Origin of the sequence: Kitasatospora sp. NBC_01266 (genome assembly GCF_036242395.1) — a bacterium.
In the GTDB taxonomy this organism is placed as follows: Bacteria; Actinomycetota; Actinomycetes; order Streptomycetales; family Streptomycetaceae; genus Kitasatospora.
The window spans coordinates 6,860,615-6,880,680 of record NZ_CP108458.1 but is presented as its reverse complement, the minus strand read 5'-3'; the positions used below and the strand labels follow the sequence as shown (position 1 = coordinate 6,880,680).

The window sequence follows — 20,066 nt, the reverse complement described above, 5'->3', positions numbered from 1 at the left end:
AGGACGCCCATGTTCACGATCTACCGTCCCGAGCTGGTCGGCCCGGCCGTCGAACTCCGCGACCAGCACCGCTCGTTCCTCGCCGGCCAGTGGGACCGGACCCGTCTGGCAGCGCACCAGCTCACGTTGCTGCGCCGGACACTCGACTACGTCAAGGCGAACTCCTCCTTCTACCGTGCCCACCTCGCCGCGGTCGACCCGTCCACCATCACCGCCCTGGACGAGCGCGCCCTCGCCGGAATCCCGTTCACCACCAAGGACGACCTGCGCGCCGCCCAGCACGGCCTGCTCTCCCGGCCGCTCGCCGACGCCTGGATCTTCTACGAGACCACGGGCACCACCGGCTGCTCAACGCCCTGCCCGCGCGACGACATCGACTCGCTCGCCAACAACACCGTCCTCACGCAGTACTACGAAACCGTCTTCCGCCAGTACGGCAACGGCCAGGTGATCGGGGTGGCCGGGCCGACCGAGCTGCACGCCTTCTCGGACACCTTCGGCGACGTCTGCCGCAACCTCGGCCTGGCCGTGGCGAAGATGTGGCCGCACTCCCCGATGGTCGGCTTCGACCGAGCGCTGGAGGTGATGCGCTCCTTCCCGGTCACCGGCCTGTTCTGCACCCCCGGCATGGCACTGACCCTCGCCAAACGGGCCGTCGCCGCCGGGCTCGACCCACACCGGGACTTCCGCCTCGACGTCTTGATGACCACCGGCGAACTCGCCTCGCCCAGCCTGCTCGCCAACCTCGGCGAGCTCTGGGGTGCTCACGCCTACAACGCCCTGTACGCCTCGCAGGAGGCCTCGGTGATGGGCGCCGCCGCCGCCGACGGGCTGCTGTACACCGCTCCGCTCATCGCGTACAACGAGGTCGTCGACCCGCGGACCGGTCGCTGGGTGCAGCCCGACGCGGACGGCACCCGTGCGGGAGAACTGGTCGTCACCCACCTGTACCAGGGCGCCAAGCCGCTGGTCCGGTACCGTACCGGCGACCTGGTCAGGATCACCGATCCGCGTCCGGGGCAGAGCGTTCCGGCTCCGTCGATCGCCGCCCTCGGCCGGGTCCGTGACCGACTCGTCCTCAACGAGCACCTGATCACCGGCTACGACCTGGAGCACCTGCTGCTGCGTCACCTGCGCGGCTACCTGGACTACCAGGTGGCCATCGACCGCGTGGACGGTGCCGACCGGCTCTCCCTGACCCTCCAACTGCCAGGCCGTGCGGGCGCGGCCGCCGTCGCCCAGGGCGCCGCCCGCGCGGTGGAGCAGTGCCGCGACGAACTCGGCACCGAGCTGGAGGTCGGCACCGGCACCCTCGGCAGCATCACCACCACCGGCGCGATGGTCAGTTGGAAGGCCGCCCGGGTCATCGACCTGCGAGCGGGCGGCCAGGACGCCGAGGCGTCGGCCGCCGCCAGGATCGCGGCCGGGAGGACCCGATGACCACCCAGGCCGAGCCCGCCGTCGCCGCCACGGCCTACCACCAGGGTGCGTTCGTCCCGTTCACCGAGGCCGCTCTGCCGCTCACCACCCAGGCCCTGCAGTACGGCACCGGGGTCTTCGAGGGCATCCGTGCGCACGCCTCCGCCGACGGCGGGAGACTGCTGCTCTTCCGAGCGCACGACCACTACGAGCGCTTCCTGCGCTCCTGCCGCCTGCTGCGCATCGAGACCCCGCACACCGTCGACGAACTGGTCGAGATCACCTGCGAGCTGCTCCAGCGCAACGGCACCACCACCGACACCTACCTGCGGCCACTTGGCTACAAGCTCGCTCTGCTACCCGGCACCCGGCCCGGCGTCGGTCTGAGCGGCATCTCCGACGCCCTGTCGATCACCGGCTTCCCGATGGGCGCCTACACCCCGCCCGGCGGCATCCGCTGCACGGTCAGCTCCTGGGTACGGCCGCGCAGTGCCGCGATCCCGATCCACGCCAAGGTCACCGGCGGGTACGTCAACAACGCGCTCGCCGCCGACGAGGCCAGGGCGGCCGGATACGACGACGCGATCCTGCTCGACGGCCGTGGCCGGGTCTGCGAGGCCAGCACCGCGAACGTCTTCGCGGTTCGTGCCGGCCGGCTGCTCACCCCACCCGCCACCGCGGACCTGCTGCCCGGCATCACTCGGGACACCGTGCTGACCCTCGCCGCCGATCACGGCATCGAGGCCGACGAAGACGAGTTGGACGTGTCCGATCTGCACGGTGCCGACGAGGTCTTCCTCACCGGGACCGGCATCGGAATCACCCCGGTCAACGAGGTTTCCGGGCACCCGATCGGAGCCGGCGAACCCGGCCCGATCACCCGGAGCATCGCCCGCCACTACGCCCGGACCATCCGCGGCGGCGGAGACCCGCAACACCAGCACTGGCTCACCCCCGTCCGAATCGGCCGAGGCTGAACCCATGCTGACCACCGCAGCTTCCGACCACCTCGCCGCAGAACCCCGGGTGCCCGCCGGCCCTGGAGCACGGCCGGCGGGCGGGGCCGACCTTCCCGGCGGAACAGGAGACCTGCTCACCCGGGAGATCATCCGGCACCGCCCGGCCCGACTGATCGGCACCCTCGGCCCCCAGGGCACCAGCAGCGAGGAAGCCGCCGGCTTCCTCTGGGACCGACTCCACGGCGGCGCGCCCGAGCGCGAACCGCAGGTGCGGCTGTACGACACGTACGAGCAGGCCGGCAACGCCCTGCGGTCCGGCGAGATCAGCCACGTGGTGATCGCCAACGCCTACGCGAGGATCAACGAGTTCTACATGGACACCCGGATCGCGCTGGCCGCCGCATTCGTCCTGGAGACTCCCCCGTACGGCATCGCCCGAGACCTCGACCACCAGGTCCCCGCCGTCCCCGTGGTGGCCACCCACCCCGCTCCGGTGCCACTCGTCGACCAGCTCCTCCCCGCCCTGTACCCGGCTCGGACGATCACCCTGACGCCCTCGACCAGCGCGGCCGCCCGAGCGGTCCGCGAGCGGACGGCCGACCTGGCCCTGACCACCGAACCCGCCGCCGACCGGTACGGACTGCGGTTCATCTCCCGCACCAGGACCATCCAGATGGTCTGGTCGGTGTTCGTCACCGATGACGCCCAGCAGCACCGGGCACACCGGACACGACGCGACCCTCCAGGCCCACGCTGATCGAGGCCGAACCCCCGGCTCACGCATGAGCGGCCCGCCTCGGACCTACTCGTCTAGGGTGGCGGTGCGGATCGGTTCCGGGTGCGCGGAAGGCGGGTGGCGGTGAGCGGGGTGGCGGTCGAGGGCGGGGACGGGGACGGCGGCGTGGGAAGTACGGACTTCACGCCCGAGCAGCTGGCCCGGGGACGGGCGTTGCGGCGGCGGCAGGTGCCCTGGGTACTGGGCGGGCGGCTGGTGGGGCTGGCCGTGACCCTGCTGCTCGGCTTCACCCCCGCCGGCGCGCACCTGGTGCACTGGGCCGGCGGTCTGCTGGGCGGCTCGCGCACGGCGCAGGTGCTCGGCGGGGCGCTCGCGCTGGTGCTGATCGGGCAGCTGGTCGGGCTGCCAGTCGCCGCCCGGGTGCGGGTGATCCGCGCGGACTACGGCCTGGTCACCCAGGGCTGGGCCGGCTGGGCGGTGGACCTGCTGCGCGGCCTGCTGCTGACCCTGGTGCTCGCGCTGCCCGTGGCGCTCGGCGTCTACGCGCTCACCGCCTGGTCGACCCGCTGGTGGTGGGCCCCGGCGGCGGGGGCGGCGGCGCTGCTCACCGTCGTCTTCTCGTTCCTCTTCCCACTGCTGGTCGAGCCGCTCTTCAACCGCTTCACCGCCCTGCCGGACGGTGAGCTGCGCTCGGCCCTGCTCGCCCTCGCCGAGCGCGACGGGGTGCGGGTGCGGGACGTCCTGGTGGCCGACGCCTCGCGCCGCACCACCGCGCTCAACGCGTATGTCTCGGGCTTCGGCGCGACCCGGCGGATCGTCGCGTACGACACCCTGCTCAGCACCGCCGAGCAGCGCGAGGTGGAGCTGGTGGTGGCGCACGAGCTGGGGCACGTGGTGCACCGCGACGTACCGCGCGGCACGGCGCTCGGCGCCCTCGGGGCGGCGGCGGCCGTGGTGGTGCTCGGCCTGCTGGCCGCGCTGCACCCGCTGCAGGCGGCGGCCGGCGTCCCGGACCTGGCCGACCCGCGCTCGCTGCCGCTGCTGGCCGCGCTCGCTGCTGTGCTGGGGACGCTGGGCGGACCCGCGCAGGCGGCGGTGAGCCGTCGGATCGAGGCCGCCGCCGACCGGCACGCACTCGAACTCACCGGCGATCCACAGCAGTTCATCGCCATGCAGCGGCGCCTCGCGCTGACCAACGTCGCGGACGTGGACCCGCCCAGGGCGCTGGAACTGCTCTTCGCCACCCACCCCAGCACCGCCCGCCGGATCGCGGCGGCCCGGCGCTGGGCGAGTGCCACCACCGCACCGGAGTCGAGCCGATGACCCACCAGCCCCACCAGCCCTACCGGACCTGGCAGTTCGCCGACGCCGTCGAGGTGACGGCCACTGACGGATCATCAGTTCTGCCGCTGGGCGAGCTGTCCGGAGCGGCGAGCATGGCGCACTTCGAGCTGGCGGCCGGGGCGGTGTCGCGGGCGGTCTCGCACGCCACCGTGCAGGAGCTCTGGCACGTGGTCGCCGGCTCCGGGCAGCTGTGGCGCCGGCAGCACGGGCGCCAGGAGGTCACACCGCTGCGGGTGGGCACCACCGTGAGCATCCCGCTCGGCACGGCCTTCCAGTTCCGCGCCGACGACGACGCGGCGCTGCGCATCCTCGCCGCCACCGTCCCGGCGTGGCCGGGGACGGAGGACGAGGCGCGCGTCGAGCCGGGCCCGTGGCCGGCCACCGAATAACCGGATAGCCGGACAGCCGGACAGCCGGCCGACCACGGGCCGAAGGAGCAACGGCCGCAAGGGACTTCAGGGCTTGGCCGCGGGTGTGCTGCCGAAGTAGCTCTGGAAGTTGCCGGAGAACTCGTTGCCGCTGTACTGGTCCCAGTTGATCGACCAGGCCATCAGGCCGCGCAGCTCGGGCTGCGGGCTGCTGCGCGGCAGGTAGCCACCGCAGTTGGCGCCCTTGGTCAGGCAGTCCAGCGCCTGGTCCACCACACTCGGGGCCAGGTACCCGTTGCCCGCGTAGCTGTCGGCCGGCAGGCCGATCGCCACCTGGGAGGGGGCGAGGGGCGGGAACATGTCGCTGGTGTCGCCCGCCACCGGGAAGCCGGCGAGCAGCATGTCGGCCATCGCGATGGGGAAGTCGGCGCCGCCCATCGTGTGGTACTGGTTGTCCAGGCCCATGATGGGGCCGGAGTTGTAGTCCTGGACGGTCAGCAGGGTCAGGTCGTCGCGCAGTGCGTAGATCACCGGCAGGAAGGCGCCGGCCCGCGGGTCCTGGGCGTTGTTGGGGCCGGGACCGTAGAACTGGTAGCCGAGTTGGACGAAGAAGGTCTCGGGCGCCATGGTCAGCACGAAGTTCGGGCCGTACTTGGCCTTGAGCGTCTGCAGGGCCGAGATGGTGTTGACGATGACCGGGGTGGTCGGGTTCTTGAAGTCGGTGTCGCCGGGGTTGAGGGCGAGCGACTGGTTCTCGAAGTCGACGTCCAGGCCGTCCAGGCCCCACTGGTCGATGATCGCGGAGACCGAGCTGACGAACTCGTCCCGGGCCGCGGTGGTGGTGAGTTGGACCTCACCGTTGGCACCGCCGATGGAGAGCAGCACCTTCTTGCCCTCGGCCTGCTTGGCGGCGATGGCGGCCTTGAAGTCGGCGTCCGACTCCTCGGTCGGGCAGTCGCTGAGGGGGCAGCGGGTGAACTGGATGTCGCCGGAGGTCACCGAGGTGGGCTCGGCGAAGGCGAGGTCGATGATGTTCCAGGAGTCGGGGACATCGGACATCTTCAGGTAGCCGGCGCCGTTGGCGAAGCTCTCGTGCAGGTAGCCGACCAGGGCGTGGGTGGGGAGGCCGCCGCCGCCCGGCGGGGTGGGGGTGGTGGTTGGGGTCGGGGTTGGGGTCGGCGTCGGAGTGGGTGTGGGTGTGGGTGTCGGGCTCGGGCCGCCCGGGCCGGTGAGGGACACGTCGTCCGCGTAGTACGTCCCCTGCCCGTACCACCCGTGCAGGTAGACCGTGGCGCTGGTCTGGCTCGCTCCCGTGGTGAAGCCGACCGAGAGCTGCTGGTACGCCCCGCCGGTGCTCGGCGTCCAGGTGTCGGCGCCACCGTCCACGCCCAGGTAGACGTAGGCGCCGTTGACGTAGGCGCTGAGCGTGTAGCTGGTGTTCGGCGCGACGGCGACGGTCTGCGTGCACTGCGCGTCGTCGGCGGCGGTGGCCGCCCCGGCGAGTGCGTAAGTTCCGCTGTGCGGATGGCCGGTGACGACGCTTCCGGTACTGCCGTCGCAGCTCCAGGGAGCCAGGGTGCCGCTCTCGAAGCCGCCGTTGACCAGGAACTCACCGGCCGAGGCGGTGGGGGCCAGGCCGAGGGTGAGGCCGGCCGCGCCGGCCACCGCGAGTGCCCAGGCGGTGGCCATCGCGGCCAGGCTGCGGGGTCTGACGAGACTGCGCATGTGGGGGATGCTCCTGCTGTCTCAACTGCCGGACGGTTCGGGGCAATACGGGGAGCGACCCCGCGAGTATGCCCCTGTGGTCCAGACCAGTGCAGCGGCCCGGGGTGTCCGTGTCAATGGTCTGCTACGATCCCGGCCATGACCTTCACCGTGAACGTTGACCAGATGATGCCCCGCAGGCGGGGCTGTCGCTGACGGACGTTCAGGTATCCGAGGCCCCGCCACCAGGTCGGGGCCTCGTTGCTTTTCCCAGCTCAGCACCGCGGCCCCGAACCCCCTTTCCGCCACTCATCCGGAGGGTTCGATGAACGCACCGCGCACCTACCTGACCACCACCATCCCCTACGTCAACGCCCGTCCCCACCTCGGCTTCGCGCTGGAGCTGGTGCAGGCCGACGTGCTGGCCCGGCACCGGCGGCTGCGCGGCGAGCAGGTCCGCCTGCTGGGCGGGACGGACGACAACTCGCTGAAGAACGTGCTCGCCGCCGAGGCCGCCGGGCTCGAGGTCGCCGAGTTCGTCGACCGCAACGCCGCCGCCTTCGAGGCGTTGCACGAACCGCTGGCGATCAGCCTCGACGACTTCATCCGGACCAGCCGCGACCCGCGCCACGCCGCCGGGGTGGCCGCGCTCTGGCGCCGCTGCGCCGCCGCCGGCGACCTGTACCGCAAGCACTACGAAGGCCTGTACTGCGTCGGGTGCGAGCAGTTCTACACCCCCGGCGAACTGGTCGACGGGCGGTGCGCGGAACACGGCACCGAGCCCCAGACGGTCGCCGAGGAGAACTGGTTCTTCCGCCTCTCCCGCTACACCGAGCCGCTGCGCGCGGCGATCGCCGAGGGCCGGCTGCGGATCGAGCCGGCCGCCCGCCGCAACGAGGTGCTCGCCCTGCTGGACGGCGGTCTGCACGACTTCTCGATCTCGCGCTCGCACACCCGGGCCAGGGGCTGGGGCATCCCGGTCCCGGGCGACCCGGAGCAGGTGGTGTACGTGTGGTGGGACGCGCTCGGCAACTACCTCACCGGCCTGGGGTACGGCTCCGAGGACCGCGCCTTCCAGGACTGGTGGCTGGGCAGCGAGCGCCGGGTCCACCTGGTCGGAAAAGGGGTGCTGAGGTTCCACGCCGTGTACTGGCCGGCCATGCTGCTGTCGGCCGGCCTGCCGCTGCCCACCGACGTGCTGGTGCACGACTACCTGACGGTGGACGGTCGGAAGATCAGCAAGTCCGCCGGCAACGTGGTGGACCCGACCGAGCTGGTCGACCGGTACGGGACGGACGCGGTGCGCTGGTGGCTGCTGCGCGAGGTGGCGAAAGTCGGGGATACCGACTTCACGGTCGAGCGGCTGGTGGCCCGGGCGGACGCGGACCTGGCCGGGGGCCTGGGCAACCTGGTCAACCGGGTGGTCACCATGGTCCACCGCTACCGGGACGGGCGCGGTCCCGAGCTCGAGCCCGCGCCCGAGCCGGTCGGCGACGCCTTGCTGGAGGTCTGCCGGGCCGCGCCCGGTGAGGTGACCGCGGCGCTGGACGCCTACGACTTCCGGCGCGCGACCGCCGCGGCCTGGCGGGTGCTGGAGGCCGCCAACCGCACGATCGACCAGCGCCGCCCCTGGGAGTTGGCGCGCTCACCGGAGAGCGCCGACCTGCTGGACGCCACGCTCGCCACGCTGCTGCACGCCTGCCGGACCCTCGCCGCGCTGCTCACGCCGTTCGTCCCGCAGGCGGCGCGGGCGGTGGCCGCGCAGTGCACCGCCGGGGAGGACGGACGGTTGCCGGATCCGAAACCCCTGTTCGCCCGACTGGCTGTGATCAAGTCGGGGGTTGTCCAGGGGTAGGGGGGATCTGGAGACTTGGTCGTGTGGACGAACCGACCTCGACGCCCGTAGTGCCCGCCGCCCTGGTCTTCGCCGACCAGGTGCTCGACGGCGGCTCGTTCCGCAGTTGGGACGAGCCGCCGCAGTACCGCGACGACGGCGCGTCGTACGCCGACGACCTGGCCCGGGCGCGGGCCCGCAGCGGGGCGGACGAGGCGGCGATCACCGGGGAGGGCCGGATCGGCGGGCACCGGGTGGCCGTGCTGCTCAGCGAGTTCACCTTCCTGGCCGGCTCGATCGGCACCGCGACCGCCGCCCGGCTGCTGCGTGCGGTGGAGCGGGCGACGGCGGAGCGGCTGCCGCTGATCGGCTTCCCGGCCTCCGGCGGCACCCGGATGCAGGAGGGGACGCCCGCGTTCGTCCGGATGATCGCCATCGCCAACGCCGTCACCGCGCACAAGGCCGCCGGGCTGCCCTACCTGGTCCACCTGCGGCACCCCACCACCGGCGGGGTGCTCGCCTCCTGGGGCTCACTCGGCCAGTTGACCACCGCCGAGCCCGGTGCCCTGGTGGGCTTCCTGGGCCCACGGGTGTACCAGGCGCTGTACGGGGAGCCGTTCCCCGAGGGGGTGCAGCGGGCCGAGCATCTGGAGCGGTTCGGCACCGTGGACGCGGTACTGACTGCGGATCAGCTGCGGGGCTGGCTGACGGCGGCCCTGGATCTGCTGGCCGAACCCGGGGGTTCGGTGGGTGAACTGATGAGTTCGGTGAACGAACTGATCAGTTCGGTGAATGAACCGATGGGTTCGGTGGACGAACCCACGGTTTCGCGCACCGTCCCGGTCTGGGAGTCCGTCGGTCGGACCCGGGAGCCGGGCCGCCCTGGGCTGGTCGAACTCCTGGGCGAGGCCGACACCCTGGTCCCGCTGTCGGGCACCGGAGCCGGTGAGCGGGACGACGCGCTGCGCCTGGCGCTGGCCCGGTTCGGCGACCAGCGCTGCGTGGTGGTCGGCCACGACCGGGCGGCGGCGGCCGTGCACGGTCCGGTCGGCCCCGGCGCCCTGCGCACGGCCCGGCGCGGCATGCGGCTCGCCGCCGAACTGCGCCTGCCGCTGCTCACCGTCATCGACACCCACGGCGCGCTGCTCAGCCGGTCCGCCGAAGAGGGCGCGCTGGCCGGGGAGATCGCCCGCTGCGTGGCCGAGTTGAGCACGCTGCCGGTCCCGGTGGTCAGCCTGCTGCTCGGCGAGGGCGCGGGCGGCGCGGCGCTCGCCCTGCTGCCCGCCGACCGCACGCTGGCCGCCGAACACGCCTGGCTCTCCCCCCTCCCCCCGGAGGGCGCCTCGGTGATCCTGCACCGCACCCCCGAGCACGCCCCGCAACTCGCCGAACAGCAGCGGATCGGGGCGGTGGAACTGGCGGCGGAAGGCGTGATCGACCGCATCCTGCCGGAACCGGTACCGGCGGCCGAGGAGCCGGGCGCGTTCATCCGACGCACCGTCAGCGCCCTGCGCGAGGAGCTCGCCCACGCGACCCGGCTCACCCCACCTGGCCCCCGGCTGGCCCGCTTCCGGGGCCTGGCCCGCTGACGGCAGGGCAGCTCAGCCGCCTGCCCGCGGCGCCACCCCGGCCGGGCCCGCCAGGGCCGAGCGCGCGGCGGCCACCTCACGGCGGACACCGGCCAGCGGGGTGTCGGCGGCGAGGTCGTCGCGGGGCGGCGCGAGTTCGGTGCCGTCGGCGCGGATCGCCGCGGCGAGGGCGCGCAGGTCGGCGGTCGCGGCCGTCACCTCGGCGGGTTCCGGCGGCCTGGCGCCCTGGGCGGTCTGCACGGCAGCCGCGGTGCCGGCATCGATCACCCGTTCCACCGCCACCAGCAGCGGCCACCAGGCGGCGGCCCGCGCACCCACCGGCGGCGGTTCGCCCAGGGCGCGCTGGAACTCGGTGCGCAGACCGGCCAGATCGCGGTAGAGCCGGCGCCGCAGCCGCGCCCGGCCACCAGCCTGCGGTGCCGCCGCGGGCGCAGCGGCACCGCCGTCCCCGTCCCCGTCCCACTCCCCCGCGAACGCGCACTCCAGGTACCGGGCCACGTCCTCCACCGCGTCCGCGAGCCGGGCGCCGACCCGCGAGTGCCAGCTCTCCGGCCACAGCGCGTACCCCGCGACCAGCACGATCGCGCAGCCGAGCAGGCTGTCCACCAGCCGGGGCACCAGCAGGTGCACACCCTGATGGTTCAGCAGGTCGGAGAAGATCAGGATCAGCGGTGTGATCACCATCGTCTGCAGCCCGTAGCTGCGCCGCGAGACCACCGGCAGCGCCGCCGCCAGCACGGCCACCACCGGCACCTCCCAGCCCCCGCGCGGCACCACCGCCAGCACGGCGGTGGCCAGCACCAGGCCGACGGCGGTCCCCAGCGCACGCAGCACCGCGCGGGAGAAGACCGAGCCGAAGTCCGGCTTCAGGACGAAGGTCACGGTCAGCGGCACCCAGTAGGAGCGCGGCACGGCGATGGTGGAGACCAGCGCCTGGGCCAACCCCAGGCAGAGCGCCAGCCGCAGGCCGTAGTGCCAGGAGGCGGCCGACAGCAGTACCTCACGGGCCCTGGACCGGGCCCGGACCCGCAGCGGGGTCGGGCGCAGCGCGGCGGAGGCCGCGAGCGACTGGTGCTTGCCCGCCAGCACCTCCCGCGCGTGCAGGACGGCGGCAGCCGCGGCCCGTTCCACGGGGGTGGTCGGTTCGCGCTCCGACACGGCGTCCACCGCGAGCGGCTGCCCGGCCCCCACCGCCCGCGCGATCCGCCGCACCTCGCCCGCCAGTTGGCCGCCCAGCGCGCCGCCCGCCGCGTGCACGGCGGGGGCGGCCTCGATCAGCGGTGTCAGCGCGCCCAGCAGTGCCATCAGGCGGGACATCCCCTGGCTGCGCCCCGGGGCCAGCGCGCGGCGGCTGAGCAGCAGGTCGTAGGCGTGGTCGAGGGCCCCGGTCAGCCGGGCGCGCACCTCGCTCCAGTGCTCGCCGCCGGCGGCGTCGAGCAGGTCGGCGGTCTGCCGGTAGGCGTCGGCGACCGCGTCCCGTTCGGGGACCCGGGACCGGACCGGCCAGGCGAGCAGCGCCATCGCCAGGATCAGCGCGGCGCCGAGCAGGATCAGCAGGGGACCGTGCCACCAGGGCGGCGGGAACGGCAGGCCGGCGCCGATCACCGCCATCAGCAGCACGTTGAGCCCGATGGCGGAGGAGACCGCGCCGATCGTGCTGATCATCCCGGCCACCAGCGCGAGCCCGGTGAGGGCGGCGACCGCCACCCAGCCGTGCCCGTACACCTGCTCGCCGAGCGCCAGTCCGGCGGCGGCGAAGAGCTGCGGCACGGCGATGTTGAACACCCGCAGCCGGTAGGCGTCGGCGGTGTCCCCGAGCACGGCGCCGAGTGCCCCCATCGCGACCAGCGCTCCGTCGGCGCTCTGCCCGGTGGCGAAGCCGACAGCCACCGGCAGCGCCATCCCGACGGCCGCGCGCACCGCGGCTGCCCTGGGCACGGGGGTGGGCTGCGGACGCAGCGTGCGGACCAGCCAGGGAGGCGGGGTCAGTCGGCCGGCGGAATCGGTCTCAGCGCTGCTCATCGGATGATCCTCGCGCGTCGTTCATTCCCGTCCCGGAAGGCGCGAGCGCGCCCGCCCGCGCCGCCGCCAGCCAGGCGCCTCGACGCGGGCCAGCTCGGCCTCGTACCGGTCCGCCTCGAAGTCGAACTCCAGCGGCCGGGTTCCGTCGGCGGGAACCTCCCAGTCCGACCAGCGGACGACGTTCCCGAACCGCTGCACGACGGCGGAGAGGAAGCCGCAGCAGCCACCGGTGCACTCCGGCTCTCCCAGCTCCACGCGCCGCGGCTCGCCGGTCGCCCGCAGCAGACCGGGGCGGCCGACGGGGAACACGCTGACCGCGCTCGGCCCGTAGCCCCCGGGGCCGACCGCCTGTTCCACCAGGTCCTCGCCGTTCACCCAGAACCGCGTCTGGGCCGCGAACCGAGGCCCCGGCGCCAGCACCTGGATCCCCAACCGATCGAACACCCGGTCATCCTAGCTACCCTGCGCCGTATGGAATTCATGATCACCACGCTGGCCGAACGGCCGCACCTCGCCGAGTCGCTCTGGTTCCCCGACACCTGGCCGGAGTTCATTCTGAACGACCTGGTCGGGCTCGCCCACTTCGGAGAACTCGACCAGGTTTTTCCCGAGTTCACCATGGTGGCGACCGACCCGGACGGCGTCGTGGTGGCCCGCGGCCACAGCGTGCCGTTCGCGCTGCACGGGCCGGGGCGCGGCGAGTTGCCGGCCGGCGGCTGGGACAAGGTGCTGGTCTGGGCGTTCCAGGACCTGCGGCGCGGCACTCCGGCAGACACGGTGAGCGCGATCGACGTCACCGTGCGGGCGGACCGGCTCGGCCAGGGCCTGTCGGCCGTGCTGCTGGCCGCGCTGCGCGAGAATGCCCGCTCGCGCGGCTTCGCCGAGCTGGTCGCCCCGGTGCGACCGACCGGCAAGCACCTCGAACCCGACAGCCCGATGGGCGAGTACGCGCTGCGCACCCGGGCGGACGGCCTGCCGGTCGACGCCTGGCTGCGCACCCACGTACGGGCCGGCGGCGTGATCGACTCGGTCGCGCCCTGCTCGATGACGGTCACCGGCTCCACCGCGCAGTGGCGTGCCTGGACCGGCCTGCCGTTCGACGCACCGGGCCCGGTCCTGGTGCCGGACGGCCTGGTACCCGCGCACTGCTCGCCGGAGCGGGACGTGGTCAGCTACGTCGAACCGAACGTCTGGGTCCGGCACGCCCTGCGCTGACCGCGACGCCGAGGCGGCGGCCCGCTCAGGCCTCGCCGGCCGCCGGCTCGGTGCCGAACATGTCCAGGGTGGCGGTCAGTTGCTCGAGCCGGGTGCGCAGCTCGACGCCCTGCGCGGCCGTCAGCCCGCTCGCGACCGCGATCTGCCGGGGCACCCGCTGGGCGGCGCCGCGCAGCGCGGTGCCCTCGGCGGTGAGGCGGACGATCACCGAGCGCTCGTCCTGGGGGCTGCGCTCACGCAGCACCAGGCCGGCCGCGTCCAGCCGCTTCAGCAGCGGCGAGAGCGTGCCGGAGTCGAGCCGCAGCAGTTCGCCGAGCCGCTTGACCGGCAGATCACCGTGCTCCCAGAGCGTCAGCATCACCAGGTACTGCGGGTAGGTCAGACCGAGGTCCTGGAGCAGCCGGCGGTAGACCCGGTCGAAGGAGCGGGCAGCGGCGTGCACGGCGAAGCAGACCTGGAGGTCGAGCTGGAGCAGGTCGAGGTCGGCGGGCAGGCCGTCGCCGGTCGGGGACGGCGGGCTGCTCGGGTTCACGGTGGCCATGCCTCAAGGATACAACTCGATCGCGCATCACTTGGTTGCGCACAACTGAATCGCGTGCCATGCTGGTGGAGCGGCCGAACCACTCGGCCGAACACCACTCGGCCGGCCCACCCGGGCACCCCGCCGGGTGATCGACGACGGACGAAGGACGATTCCGATGGATGCGCTGTACACCGCTGCCGCCACCGCCAACGGCCGAGAGGGCCGCACGGTGAGCTCCGACGGCCGACTCGACCTCCAGCTCGCGTTCCCGGCGGCCCTGGGCGGCAACGGCGAGGGCACCAACCCCGAGCAGCTCTTCGCCGCCGGCTACGCGGCCTGCTTCGCCAGCGCCCTGGGCGCGGTCGGCCGGGCCGCGAAGATCGACACCAAGGACGCCTCGGTCACCGCCGAGGTCAGCATCGGCAAGGACACCGACGGCGGCTTCGGCCTCGCCGTCACGCTGCGGGTCGAGCTCCCGGACAGCCTGCAGGGCGAGCAGGGCCAGGCACTGGTCGAGCAGGCGCACGCGTACTGCCCGTACTCCAAGGCGACCCGCGGCAACATCCCGGTCACCGTGGTCGTCGAGTAGGCACGCGCAGCTCGCTCGGGTCTGTCGAGGCGCCCACCGGGCCGAACCTGACGGTTCGCCGTCCCGGGGGCGCCTCGCCCGTTTCCGAGCCGACCGCGCGGTCCGTTCTTCAGTGGCCGAGCGCGGTCCCGACCAGCTTGACGACCACCAGGATCAGCGCGATGAACAGGTAGCCGCGCAGTGCGCCCATGCCGACCTTGCGGCCGGTGGACATCACCGGGCGGGTCAGGGTCTCCAGCGGCGGCATCCGCCAGTCTCCCGCAGCCTCCGACGGAGAGCTCGCGGCAGTGCTGGTTCCGAACCTGCGGGTGAAGGCGAAGCCGGCGACCAGGACACCCACCACACCGCAGCCGGCCATGATGTCCAGGATCTGCCGCGAGGTGATGTCCGGGAAGAGCACCGAAGCGGTCAGGATCACCGACAGCGTCACCAGCACCCCCACCACCGCCGAGGTGAACGCGTTCACCTTGGGCCCGTTCGACCACGGCCCCAGCACCTGCTTGTCATTGCACAGCAGCAGCAGGAACACCGACGCCGACGGCAGCAGCACACCCGCCAGCACCTGCACACCCTGCGTCAGCAGACCCAGCGTGTGGTCACTGGACGCCAGCACGATCGCCGCCGCCGCACACACCAGACCCGCATACACCGCGTAGAACCCCTTCGCCCCACCGACCCCGCGGTGCAGCGAGTGCTTCATCCCGAACACATCACCGATCGCATACGCCGTCGACAGCGACACCGCGAACGCACCGATGATCGACGCGTCCAGCAACGCGATCGCGAACAGCACCCCGACCACCTTGCCACCATGGTCCGCCAGCCCCTTCGCCACCGCACCCGCGTCCGTGAAGTTCCCGAACCCGTCCGTACCCGCGAACGCCGCCGCCGTGAAACCCATCATCGCCGCCGCACCCACGACCACGATCACGATCCCGATCCACAGATCGGCCTTCTCGTACTTCATGAACCGCGGCGTGATCCGCTTGTCGATCACATACGACTGCTGGAAGAACAACTGCCACGGCGCCACCGTCGTCCCCACGATCGAGATGATCAGCAGCATCACCGTCGCCAACTGCCCCGTACCACCCGGCATGTCCGGCACCACGAAGTCATGCGCCAGCTGCGAGGTCCTCGGGTGGACCATGAAGTAGATCGGCACCAGCAGCAGCGACCCCGCGCACAGCGCCACCGCGATCCGCTCGAAACGCTGGAACGACCCCGTGAACGCCGAAGCGATGATCACCGCCGCCGCCAGCACCACCGACGCCACCTTCGGCAGCCCCAGATACCCCGCCGCCAGCGTCACCCCGATGAACTCCGTCACCAGCGTCAACCCGTTCAGCAGGAACAGGTCGATCACGCTGAACGCGCCCCAGAACTTCCCGAACCGCTCCAGGATCAGCCGCGCGTGCCCCACACCGGTCACCGCACCCAGCCGCAGCACCATCTCCTGGTTCACGTACAGCACCGGAACCAGCAGCAGCAGCGTCCACAGCAGATGCGTACCGTAGTTCTGCCCCGCCTGGCCGTACGTCGAGAACGCCCCGGCGTCGTTGTCGCCGACCATCACGATCAGACCCGGACCGACAATCGCCAGCAGCGTCTTCAGCTTCGCCGACAGACCCTTGCGGTCAGCCGTGTCATCCAGCCTGATCGTGCCCAGCGCACCCTTGATATCGCCCAGGTGCGCATCATCCAGCACCGCGCTGCGCGCCGCCGGAACCTTCGAGTCGAGTGTCACGTTGGTGGTCATGGTGAACCTCCCTCAGCCCCCAACGATTCAGGGGGAGTTCGGGGGCACGCGGCAGCAGACCTCGGAACAGGTGCCCGCACCTGTACGGGTGAAGCTTGCCGAGGTGGTTACCGCGAGCCGAAGAAGTACGAGGACAAGCGGGGGTAGGGGCAACTGTGGCCCGGACTACTGCAATCCATGAGTCTGTCTCTCGCCTCCTCCCGGCCGGTGCGCGCGACGGACCGCTGCGCATGACGACACGGCAAGGAGCTCGCCGGCCCCGAGGACCAGCTCACCCCAACTCGTCAGAGCTTTGGCACTTCACGGCGTGATCCGACTCGGTTGAGCCGGAAGCCACTTGGGATCAACCCTTAGGTCGGGAAGATCTGTCCTGATCCGGAGCGTCTCTCGACGGTTGGGATCAGTGGCCTGTGTCCGTGAAGACGCCTCACCGAACGAGGTGCCTTCTTCATTGAACGCTAATCAGCATAGACCCGCGCCCACATCGAAGCGCCCGCGATTACCAAACTTTGACTGATGAACAGGTTGTTCACAAGTGAACATTGACAACTGATTGAAGCCTCGACCAGAGTGCTGACATGGCATCAACTCACTCTGCCGATCCGGTCGGACCCGTCGATCCGTTCGCGGTGCCGGATCCCGACCAGGCGCGGGCCCAGCGCGAGTACACCTCGCTCTTCCGGATAGCCGAGCGGCACGCCGCCACCGACGAGCAGCGCCGACGCCAGGTGCACCCCGCGGTCCTCGCCCCGCACGAGGCGATCCGTCTGGTCAGCCTGCTGCTCAGCGGCACCGCGACGGCCGAGGCGGGCGAGCCGGAGGTGGACCGCAGCGACATCCTGGCCGCGCTCAGCCTGGTCCCGCTGGCCCGGGCCGAGATGGACGACCTGGAGGCCGGACTGCTCGGGATGGCACGCGGGCGCGGACTCACCTGGCAGGAGGTGGCGTTCGGTCTGGGCCTGGGCACCCCGCAGGCGGCCCGCCAGCGGTACGAGCGGCTGGCCGGGCGCTCGGCAGTCGCGGCAGCGGCTTCGTCACCGGCACCGGGGGCGGGAGCGGGGGCGGCACCGGGGGCGGGAGCGGGGGCGGGGGCGGGGGCGGGGGCGGGGGCGGGAGCGGGGGCGGGGGCGGCCGCGACCGACTGACCGCGACCGGGGAGCTGTCCGCCCGGCGGGCCGGGAGAGACAGCGGCCGCCGCTACCGGCGGTGGCCCGCCGTCCGGCCTCCGGGCCGGGCCGCCGCGCGGACCCAGAGGGCGATCACCGCGCCGAGCAGGCAGAGGGCCACCGCCACCACGATCGCGCGGTCGGCGCCCGCGGCCGTCGCGGCGGCCGGCCCGGCGGCTGAGTGGGCGGAGCCGATCAGGGCCAGGGCCAGGGCGACGCCGAGGGCCGAACCCAGGTAGCGGGCGGTGTTGTTGGCGCCGGAGCCCATGGCCGCGCGATGGGCCGGCACGCTGCTGACGGCGAGTCGGGCCAGGGCCGCGTTGAGCACGCCGCTGCCCAGACCGGCCAGCGCCAGGCCGGGGACCAGCCGGGGCCAACCGGCGTCGGGCGTCAGCCCGTAGAGGGCGGCCTCACCGAGCGCGCAGGCCAGCAGGGCGGCGGCCAGCTGGGTGATCGGGGTGAACCGGTCGGCCAGCCGACGGGACTGCAGGGCGGCGACCACCGACAGGCCGGACCAGATCGCCAGCACCAGCCCGGCCACCAACGGCGTCTCGCCGAGCGCGCGTTCCAGCACGGTGGGCAGGCAGCTCATCAGGCCGACGATGGACAGACCGGTGAAGAGCGCGCCCGCCCCGGCGGCGATGAAGCCGGGGTCGCGGAAGAGCCCGAGGTCCAGCATCGGCTCGGCCACCCGGGACTCCACCAGCGCGAACGCGGCCAGTCCGGCCACCCCGAGGACGAGCAGCACCACCGGGACGGTGCGCAGCCAGCCGGTGCGCCCCTCGGCCAGACCGGCGACCAGCGCGGCGGTGCCGGCCGCCAGGGTGAGGGCGCCCAGTGGGTCGAGGCGGCGCGGCCGGTCGCTGCGGGACTCGGTGAGGCAGCGCACGGCGAGCCCGGCGAGCAGCAGCGCCAGGAGCGCCAGCAGCGCGTAGACCGCACGCCAGCCCGCGAGTTCGGCCAGCAGCGCGGCGTAGACGGGGCCCACCGCGATGCCGAGCCCGACCGCCGCGCCCCAGCCGCCGAGCGCCCGGACCCGGGCGGGGCCGACCGGGTAGGCCTGGCTGAGCAGGCCGAGACTGGGTGCGAGCAGCGCGGCCGAGGCGCCGCCCTGGAGCACCCGGGCGGTCACGAAGACGGCGGTGTCGGGGGCGAGCGCGGCCAGCGCGGCGGACGCCGCGAGGAGCAGCGCGCCTGCCACGAACACCCGCTTGCGGCCGTGGTCGTCGGCGACCCCGCCCATGATCAGCAGCAGCGCGGTGAGTCCGAGCAGCGCGCCGGTGAGGATCCAGGTCTGCGCGGCGGGACCCGCGTGCAGGGCGGCGGCGGTGGGCGCCAGCGTGGTGGTCGGCAGGGTGTAGGCGATCAGCACCAGGAAGGTGCCGTAGCAAGCGGTGAGCAGGGTCGGGCGCGGGCCTCGCTGGCCACTCGGGTCAAGCGCGCCGCGCGAGGCGGCCGACGGGCCTGGGCCGGCCTGCGCCGACCGGTCCTGCACGGGCTGGTCCCGCACAGGCTGGTCCCGCACGGGCTGACCGTCCGTCAGGACGTGCGGACGGGGACTCTCCGGAGACATCTGCGACCACCTAGGTCTGGTGAATGAACTCACTCGGGCACAGTAGGTCTGGTGAATGAACCGACCCGTCCCCCAAGCTACACCATCGGTCTGTTCATTGAACCGACCGAGTACACTCGCTCCCATGGCGCTCGGAACGGACTACGCCCAGCAGGACTGCTCGCTCGCCCGCGCCCTGGAGGTGGTCGGCGAGCGGTGGAGCCTGCTCATCGTGCGCGACGCCTTCTACGGGGTTCGCCGGTTCAACGACTTCCTGGCCCATCTGGACATCCCGCGGGCGGTGCTCACCGCGCGGCTGCGGAGCCTGGTCGAGGCCGACGTGCTGCGCAAGGAGCCCTACCAGGACGCCCCGGTGCGGTACGAGTACCTGCTGACCGAGGCCGGCCTCGAACTCTGGCAGCCGGTGCACGCGCTGGCCCGCTGGGGCGAGCGGCACGCCGCCGAGCACCCGTCGATCACCGTCTTCACCCACGACGTGTGCGGCAACCGGATCAGTCCGGTCGGCATCTGCGTCCCGTGCGGGGTCGCGGTCACCCCGGCCCATGTCGTCATGCGGCCGGCCCCCGACGGCCGGCGCAGCCAGCGCACCGACCCGGTCTCGCTGGCGCTGACGCGGCCCCGGCCCCTGCTCACCCCCGTGCTGACCGAGGGGCCGCACTGACGCCGGGCACCGGGTAGGTCACACCGAGCGCACCACCAGCGACGGGCAGCGAGGGCCGACCGGCGCCGCCGGCACCGGCGCGGCGGCGAAGGCGAAGCGGACCACCTTGCCCCACTCGCTCGGCTCCCAGCCCCAGCTGTCCGCCAGCGCCTGGACCAGCGCCAGACCGCGTCCGGAGGTCAGGTCGTCCGCCGGGCAGAGCACCATCGGCGCACGCCGGGACCGGTCGGCAACTTCCACCATGAGCTGCCGACCGGTCCAGCGCACCGTGACCCGGCACTCCCCGCCGCCGTGCTCCAGCGCGTTCGTCACCACCTCACTGGCGCACAGCCGCAGGTCCCCCTGTGCCTCCAGGGCGAGCGGCACCCCCCAACCCGCGGCCACGGCAACGATCCGGTCACGAGCTCGCCGAACGGCACTGGCATCAGCGGTGACCTGGAATTCATCCGACAGGGGACGGTACTCGCGCTCCATGTAGGGCATCTCCTCGTCGATCCAGGGAGCGGCCGAACCATGGTTCCGCCGTCCCCGAGCGGCTGATGCACAGTCAACCGACTTACGCCCGAGAAGAGAACGGTTCATGCTGGGCTCAGCCGTGAACGACG

Annotated in this window: 18 protein-coding genes and 1 riboswitch; of the genes, 11 read left to right on the top strand and 7 right to left on the bottom strand. The window is 72.9% G+C overall.

Features of this window, described 5'->3' with window-relative positions; genetic code table 11:
- Window positions 1–9: 9 nt before the first annotated feature.
- The 5 genes from OG403_RS29530 (at window position 10) to OG403_RS29510 (ending at window position 4,847) form a co-directional block, all read left to right on the top strand.
- The gene (locus OG403_RS29530) at window positions 10–1,440 is read left to right on the top strand and encodes a phenylacetate--CoA ligase family protein (protein WP_329569732.1); all 1,431 of its coding nucleotides are present in this window, start codon (window positions 10–12) and stop codon (window positions 1,438–1,440) included.
- The gene (locus OG403_RS29525; RefSeq protein ID WP_329569730.1) at window positions 1,437–2,396 is read left to right on the top strand and encodes a branched-chain amino acid transaminase; all 960 of its coding nucleotides are present in this window, start codon (window positions 1,437–1,439) and stop codon (window positions 2,394–2,396) included. Before OG403_RS29530 ends, OG403_RS29525 begins: the two co-directional genes overlap by 4 nt.
- 4 nt (window positions 2,397–2,400) lie before the next feature.
- On the top strand, window positions 2,401–3,135 hold the full coding sequence (locus OG403_RS29520; protein ID WP_329569728.1) for a prephenate dehydratase domain-containing protein: 735 nt from the start codon (window positions 2,401–2,403) through the stop codon (window positions 3,133–3,135).
- A gap of 102 nt (window positions 3,136–3,237) precedes the next feature.
- Window positions 3,238–4,437, top strand: a complete 1,200-nt coding sequence (locus OG403_RS29515) for a M48 family metalloprotease (protein ID WP_329569726.1) — start codon at window positions 3,238–3,240, stop codon at window positions 4,435–4,437.
- Window positions 4,434–4,847, top strand: coding sequence for a cupin domain-containing protein (locus OG403_RS29510; RefSeq protein ID WP_329569724.1), 414 nt, complete (start codon window positions 4,434–4,436; stop codon window positions 4,845–4,847). Before OG403_RS29515 ends, OG403_RS29510 begins: the two co-directional genes overlap by 4 nt.
- A gap of 66 nt (window positions 4,848–4,913) precedes the next feature.
- Here the strand turns inward: OG403_RS29510 and OG403_RS29505 are convergent, their stop codons facing one another.
- A complete protein-coding gene (locus tag OG403_RS29505) occupies window positions 4,914–6,551 on the bottom strand; it encodes a chitinase (protein ID WP_329569722.1) in 1,638 nt (545 codons plus the stop codon).
- 304 nt (window positions 6,552–6,855) lie between these two features.
- Here OG403_RS29505 and OG403_RS29500 point away from each other — a divergent pair, with 304 nt between their 5' ends.
- Both OG403_RS29500 and OG403_RS29495 read left to right on the top strand, forming a co-directional pair.
- The gene (locus OG403_RS29500) at window positions 6,856–8,385 is read left to right on the top strand and encodes a methionine--tRNA ligase (protein WP_329569720.1); all 1,530 of its coding nucleotides are present in this window, start codon (window positions 6,856–6,858) and stop codon (window positions 8,383–8,385) included.
- Window positions 8,386–8,408: 23 nt separating this feature from the next.
- The gene (locus OG403_RS29495) at window positions 8,409–9,953 is read left to right on the top strand and encodes a carboxyl transferase domain-containing protein (protein WP_329569718.1); all 1,545 of its coding nucleotides are present in this window, start codon (window positions 8,409–8,411) and stop codon (window positions 9,951–9,953) included.
- A gap of 12 nt (window positions 9,954–9,965) precedes the next feature.
- On the opposite strand, the gene OG403_RS29490 is transcribed toward OG403_RS29495, so the two are convergent.
- Window positions 9,966–11,975: an FUSC family protein gene (locus OG403_RS29490; protein ID WP_329569716.1), complete on the bottom strand. Its 2,010-nt coding sequence runs from the start codon at window positions 11,973–11,975 to the stop codon at window positions 9,966–9,968.
- Window positions 11,976–11,996: 21 nt separating this feature from the next.
- Window positions 11,997–12,419, bottom strand: a complete 423-nt coding sequence (locus OG403_RS29485; RefSeq protein ID WP_329569714.1) for a hypothetical protein — start codon at window positions 12,417–12,419, stop codon at window positions 11,997–11,999.
- Window positions 12,420–12,446: 27 nt separating this feature from the next.
- Here OG403_RS29485 and OG403_RS29480 point away from each other — a divergent pair, with 27 nt between their 5' ends.
- Window positions 12,447–13,190 (top strand): N-acetyltransferase, encoded by a 744-nt coding sequence (locus OG403_RS29480; protein WP_329569712.1) that lies wholly within the window; start codon window positions 12,447–12,449, stop codon window positions 13,188–13,190.
- A gap of 25 nt (window positions 13,191–13,215) precedes the next feature.
- On the opposite strand, the gene OG403_RS29475 is transcribed toward OG403_RS29480, so the two are convergent.
- Window positions 13,216–13,731: a MarR family winged helix-turn-helix transcriptional regulator gene (locus OG403_RS29475; protein WP_329569710.1), complete on the bottom strand. Its 516-nt coding sequence runs from the start codon at window positions 13,729–13,731 to the stop codon at window positions 13,216–13,218.
- 157 nt (window positions 13,732–13,888) lie between these two features.
- On the opposite strand from OG403_RS29475, the gene OG403_RS29470 reads away from it, so the two are divergent.
- Window positions 13,889–14,302, top strand: a complete 414-nt coding sequence (locus tag OG403_RS29470) for an organic hydroperoxide resistance protein (RefSeq protein WP_329569708.1) — start codon at window positions 13,889–13,891, stop codon at window positions 14,300–14,302.
- 109 nt (window positions 14,303–14,411) lie between these two features.
- On the opposite strand, the gene OG403_RS29465 is transcribed toward OG403_RS29470, so the two are convergent.
- The gene (locus OG403_RS29465) at window positions 14,412–16,061 is read right to left on the bottom strand and encodes an NRAMP family divalent metal transporter (RefSeq protein ID WP_329569706.1); all 1,650 of its coding nucleotides are present in this window, start codon (window positions 16,059–16,061) and stop codon (window positions 14,412–14,414) included.
- 268 nt (window positions 16,062–16,329) lie between these two features.
- Window positions 16,330–16,507: riboswitch (M-box (ykoK) riboswitch) on the bottom strand.
- Between the two features lie 132 nt (window positions 16,508–16,639).
- On the opposite strand from OG403_RS29465, the gene OG403_RS29460 reads away from it, so the two are divergent.
- Window positions 16,640–17,206 carry a DNA-binding protein gene (locus tag OG403_RS29460; RefSeq protein ID WP_442911010.1) on the top strand — a complete coding sequence of 189 codons (567 nt, stop codon included), beginning with the start codon at window positions 16,640–16,642 and terminating at the stop codon, window positions 17,204–17,206.
- Between the two features lie 52 nt (window positions 17,207–17,258).
- On the opposite strand, the gene OG403_RS29455 is transcribed toward OG403_RS29460, so the two are convergent.
- Entirely contained in the window at window positions 17,259–18,752 is a 1,494-nt protein-coding gene (locus tag OG403_RS29455; RefSeq protein ID WP_329569705.1) for an MFS transporter, read from the bottom strand.
- Window positions 18,753–18,924: 172 nt separating this feature from the next.
- Here OG403_RS29455 and OG403_RS29450 point away from each other — a divergent pair, with 172 nt between their 5' ends.
- Entirely contained in the window at window positions 18,925–19,461 is a 537-nt protein-coding gene (locus OG403_RS29450) for a winged helix-turn-helix transcriptional regulator (RefSeq protein ID WP_329569704.1), read from the top strand.
- 18 nt (window positions 19,462–19,479) lie between these two features.
- On the opposite strand, the gene OG403_RS29445 is transcribed toward OG403_RS29450, so the two are convergent.
- Window positions 19,480–19,935 carry an ATP-binding protein gene (locus OG403_RS29445; protein WP_329569703.1) on the bottom strand — a complete coding sequence of 152 codons (456 nt, stop codon included), beginning with the start codon at window positions 19,933–19,935 and terminating at the stop codon, window positions 19,480–19,482.
- Between the last annotated feature and the right edge of the window lie 131 nt (window positions 19,936–20,066).